Annotated in this window: 1 protein-coding gene, 2 tRNA genes and 2 rRNA genes; all 5 read left to right on the top strand. The window is 38.4% G+C overall.

The window, feature by feature from the left end:
- Positions 1 to 871: 871 nt before the first annotated feature.
- A complete protein-coding gene (locus A9G32_RS07010) occupies positions 872 to 1,942 on the top strand; it encodes an acyltransferase family protein (protein WP_065589605.1) in 1,071 nt (356 codons plus the stop codon).
- A 587-nt stretch (positions 1,943 to 2,529) separates the two neighbouring features.
- A 16S ribosomal RNA gene (locus A9G32_RS07005) occupies positions 2,530 to 4,067 on the top strand.
- Between the two features lie 58 nt (positions 4,068 to 4,125).
- Positions 4,126 to 4,202, top strand: a tRNA-Ile gene (locus A9G32_RS07000).
- A 56-nt stretch (positions 4,203 to 4,258) separates the two neighbouring features.
- Positions 4,259 to 4,334: transfer RNA gene (locus A9G32_RS06995), tRNA-Ala, on the top strand.
- A gap of 251 nt (positions 4,335 to 4,585) precedes the next feature.
- Positions 4,586 to 5,255 (top strand): 23S ribosomal RNA (locus tag A9G32_RS06990); the annotation flags it as partial.

Raw genomic sequence — 5,255 nt, 5'->3', positions numbered from 1 at the left:
AGTAACACAATGATTTTTAATATAAATTATTTTTAAATTTTTATAAAAATCATCAATCTTATCCATTTAGTTTAATCAAATTACTAAATGATAATACTGCAAATTTTCCAATTTATCTGTTATAAGCTGTATTTTTATACTGAAACACATAGTTACCTGAAAGTTTTTAACAAATTTTTAAATCCTCAAATTATGATTGAATTGATATCCTAAAATTAACAGCTATAGTTATACATCTAATTCTAGTTATGTAGTTGTTATAATCACGGAGGGAGTAAAAAATATGTGGGATAAAGAGTTGGAAGAAGCAATTAAACAAGCTGGAGTTGTATTGGTGATTATGTAAAAATAAACAGATTAATCGATTTTAAATGAAAGTGGAACAAAAAAGAAGATAAGAGCATAATCGTGAAATGGTGAGCTCTAACTCGCCATCATCACTTGTATAACGTTTTTCGTGCTATAACCGTTACATGTGTTACTTCTTAGTTTTTTTGTGTTTTTCATGACCTAGATGCGTGGTTATTTCTTCATTTAATGTGGTATCAATCACTAGTTTGTTCATAAAACACGTTAATTTGCCTAAATTTTTCTACGTTTTTATGCTTTTAGCTAGCTCGACTGCCATTTGTCTTACTTTTTATTCATTCATTTTATATTTAACTTGTTTTTGCTCATTAGAGTAGTTCAAAATAGGTAAATTCACAAATTCATTTGCACGATCAATTCAGAAAGATGTTTATAATTAATTAATTTTAAATGATATTTTATTTTTTATTTGTTTGGACATTTATTTTTGTAAATTGTAGTTTCAGTTACATAGAAATGTGATAATGTACGCTAGTTTATTTCATTATTCACAGTATCTAAAATGGTAACAGATAAACCGCAAAAAATTCATTCTATACATGTATTACGTGGTGTTGCAATTATAATGATTGTTTTTAGTCACTGTTTGGGTGTGTTTAAAAATACTCATTTAATTGCTAATAGTTATTTATTTTCTTTTTTAAATTTATTTGCCTTTAATTTCACTACTTTTTTTGTATTAATTGCTGGTTTTTTATTTCAACATCTAACTTATAAATTTGATACCAAAACTTATTATTTATCAAAGTTTAAAACTGTTGTTTGTCCTTATATTTCAGTATCTATTTTTTGCTTTGTTTTTTTTCATTATCAGTATTTATCTAATTTACCTTGGTTTTCATCGACTGAAACTAGTGTTGTTAGTTCAATAGTTAGGATGATGCTGACGGGAACACAACTGCTACCATTGTGGTTTATCCCGATGATTATCATTATTTATTTAATGGCTCCTTTATTATATTTTTGGTCGAAAAAGAATTTAATTGTAGCTGGTCTGATTGCTATGTTTTGGGTTGTGGTGTTTACTAAACCTGATTTTACTCAACCTATTTTAAATTTGTTGCATTATGGACCAGTTTATTTAATTGGCATGATGATAAAACAAAATTATCAAATTATTATCAAAACAGTTAAAGATAATTTATTCTTAGTTGTGTTTCTTTTTAGTTTATGTTTTTTTGTTCCATTTGCTTATCGCTATATGAGTCATTTAGGTGTAGAAAAACTTTATTATGATACATTACAAAAAATCGTTTTATTTATATTAGCGCTTTATTTTTTAGATGGGCTGAATCATAAAACGAATGAGGGGAAGTTATATAAATTCTTTTCTTATATGGCAAATATTAGTTTTCCTATCTATTTTATTCATGAAATTATTGTTTTAGAACTTGAACAGCTATTGTATATTTCTCCTCTAGGTTATGTAATCAAAACCGACAACGGTTGGTTAGCATCATTGGGAGCTGTAATCTTTTTAGTGTCAACTTTAATCGTAAGTGTCATCATCGCTAAAATAATAACGCTAGTTTTCAAAAATAAAGCAAAATACCTTATTGGTGCAATTCGTTAGATAATATCATCTATTATTTGACTTGGTGCTTTGAAATATCTTTATTAAATTTAAAACTTAGAATGTAAATTAATATTCTAAATTCACGTTAAAAATATGAGGTTCTTTATATTTACCATGTAAATTAACTTAATGAATTGTTTTTTCTATAGCAAATAACGTTTATTTTGTTTATGCCAAATATATTAAACATGTAGATTTGAACAAATAAAATGCAAACGAAGAAAAAATTGCAATTAACACTTGCAGGAAATTTTTAAGCCCCTATAATGCGCATCCACTGACACGCAGTCAGCGACAAGCAGACGAAGAGTTGGTGATTAAGTGAGATCAAAAATTTTAAAAAAGATCTTGACGAATAAAAAAGGTTAGCGTAGTATACGCAACCCTTGAGACAGCGAACTAAATCAACGAAAGGTTGACGAGGGATATAAGCTGTTAGCTCTTTAAAAAGAAGAAACAGACAATCTGTGTGGGCACTTGCGAGACGAAAGATTAAAGTCTACGGACTAAAAAATTAAGTCTTGATAAGTGACACTGAAGATTCATTTGAATATGTCAGAGACAGTTATTGAGCATCAAACTTTAAATTGAAGAGTTTGATCATGGCTCAGATTGAACGCTGGCGGCAGGCTTAACACATGCAAGTCGAACGGTAACATGAGTGCTTGCACTTGATGACGAGTGGCGGACGGGTGAGTAAGGTATGGGGATCTGCCGAATGGAGGGGGACAACAGTTGGAAACGACTGCTAATACCGCATAAAGTTGAGAAACCAAAGCATGGGACCTACGGGCCATGCGCCATTTGATGAACCCATATGGGATTAGCTAGTTGGTGGGGTAATGGCTCACCAAAGCGACGATCTCTAGCTGGTCTGAGAGGATGACCAGCCACACTGGAACTGAGACACGGTCCAGACTCCTACGGGAGGCAGCAGTGGGGAATATTGCACAATGGGGGGAACCCTGATGCAGCCATGCCGCGTGTATGAAGAAGGCCTTCGGGTTGTAAAGTACTTTCGGTGATGAGGAAGGTGATGAATCTAATAGGTTTATTAATTGACGTTAATCACAGAAGAAGCACCGGCTAACTCCGTGCCAGCAGCCGCGGTAATACGGAGGGTGCGAGCGTTAATCGGAATGACTGGGCGTAAAGGGCATGTAGGCGGATAATTAAGTTAGGTGTGAAAGCCCTGGGCTCAACCTAGGAATTGCACTTAAAACTGGTTAACTAGAGTATTGTAGAGGAAGGTAGAATTCCACGTGTAGCGGTGAAATGCGTAGAGATGTGGAGGAATACCGGTGGCGAAGGCGGCCTTCTGGACAGATACTGACGCTGAGATGCGAAAGCGTGGGGAGCAAACAGGATTAGATACCCTGGTAGTCCACGCTGTAAACGATGTCGATTTGGAGTTTGTTGCCTAGAGTGATGGGCTCCGAAGCTAACGCGATAAATCGACCGCCTGGGGAGTACGGCCGCAAGGTTAAAACTCAAATGAATTGACGGGGGCCCGCACAAGCGGTGGAGCATGTGGTTTAATTCGATGCAACGCGAAGAACCTTACCTGGTCTTGACATCCACAGAATCTTGTAGAGATACGAGAGTGCCTTCGGGAACTGTGAGACAGGTGCTGCATGGCTGTCGTCAGCTCGTGTTGTGAAATGTTGGGTTAAGTCCCGCAACGAGCGCAACCCTTATCCTTTGTTGCCATCGATTAGGTCGGGAACTCAAAGGAGACTGCCGTTGATAAAGCGGAGGAAGGTGGGGACGACGTCAAGTCATCATGGCCCTTACGACCAGGGCTACACACGTGCTACAATGGCGTATACAAAGGGAGGCGACCTCGCGAGAGTAAGCGGACCTCACAAAGTACGTCTAAGTCCGGATTGGAGTCTGCAACTCGACTCCATGAAGTCGGAATCGCTAGTAATCGTGAATCAGAATGTCACGGTGAATACGTTCCCGGGCCTTGTACACACCGCCCGTCACACCATGGGAGTGGGTTGCACCAGAAGTAGATAGCTTAACCTTCGGGAGGGCGTTTACCACGGTGTGGTTCATGACTGGGGTGAAGTCGTAACAAGGTAACCGTAGGGGAACCTGCGGTTGGATCACCTCCTTACGAAGAGCTCGTGAGTGTTCACACAGATTGTTTGTTTAGAAGAAAGAGTCACTTTATTGGGTCTGTAGCTCAGGTGGTTAGAGCGCACCCCTGATAAGGGTGAGGTCGGTGGTTCAAGTCCACTCAGACCCACCAATTCAATCTTGGTTTTGCTGGTTTTGGCTTTAGCGGGTTGAAGAAGTGAAAACAATGGGGCTATAGCTCAGCTGGGAGAGCGCCTGCCTTGCACGCAGGAGGCCAGCGGTTCGATCCCGCTTAGCTCCACCATTAAAGAAGTCTCTTTTAAAATAAATTATTTTTGTATTTACTTGATTTAGTGTTTAAGTGAATAGAAAGATAAAGCTCTTTAACAATTAGGAACAAGCTGAAAGAAACGAGTTCTCGTTTTTACGAAAGGCTTTTGATTATAGGTTGAGTTAAAGTTTATTGAACTTTAATTGAACAATCTATAAATAAAAAGAGAATAAGTAAGAAAGAGAAGAAAGCGTAATTTAAACCAAGACAACTGTGAGTTGTAAGGTTAAGAAATTAAGCGTACACGGTGGATGCCTAGGCAATCAGAGGCGAAGAAGGACGTGTTAATCTGCGAAAAGCGACGGTAAGCTGATAAAAAGCGTAATAGCCGTCGATGTCCGAATGGGGAAACCCAGTGTAGGAAACTACACTATCATCTAATGAATTCATAGTTAGATGAGGCGAACCGGGAGAACTGAAACATCTAAGTACCCCGAGGAAAAGAAATCAACCGAGATTCCCTGAGTAGCGGCGAGCGAAAGGGGAGGAGCCCAAGCGGGTAGCATAAAGTATTAGTGGAAGCGTCTGGAAAGTCGCACGATAGAGGGTGAAAGTCCCGTACACGAAGGTACGTTATGTGGAAGCTTATAGAGTAGGGCGGGACACGTGATATCCTGTCTGAAGAAGGGGGGACCATCCTCCAAGGCTAAATACTCCTGATTGACCGATAGTGAACCAGTACCGTGAGGGAAAGGCGAAAAGAACCCCGGGAGGGGAGTGAAATAGACCCTGAAACCGTGTACGTACAATCAGTGGGAGCTGTTACCGTTGGGTAATAGTGACTGCGTACCTTTTGTATAATGGGTCAGCGACTTATATTCTGTAGCGAGGTTAACCGAATAGGGGAGCCGAAGGGAAACCGAGTATTAACTGTGCGTTAAGTTGCAGGGTATA

The organism is Gilliamella sp. Gris3-2 (genome assembly GCF_001690345.1).
Lineage (GTDB): Bacteria > Pseudomonadota > Gammaproteobacteria > Enterobacterales > Orbaceae > Gilliamella > Gilliamella bombi.
The sequence above is the reverse complement of the archived record's forward strand: the minus strand, read 5'-3'. Positions and strand labels throughout refer to the sequence as shown.

Excerpts from the sequence above, each read along its gene's own strand:
- A9G32_RS07010 (WP_065589605.1), top strand. The coding sequence starts at position 872 with ATGGTAACAGATAAACCGCAAAAAATTCATTCTATACATGTATTACGT.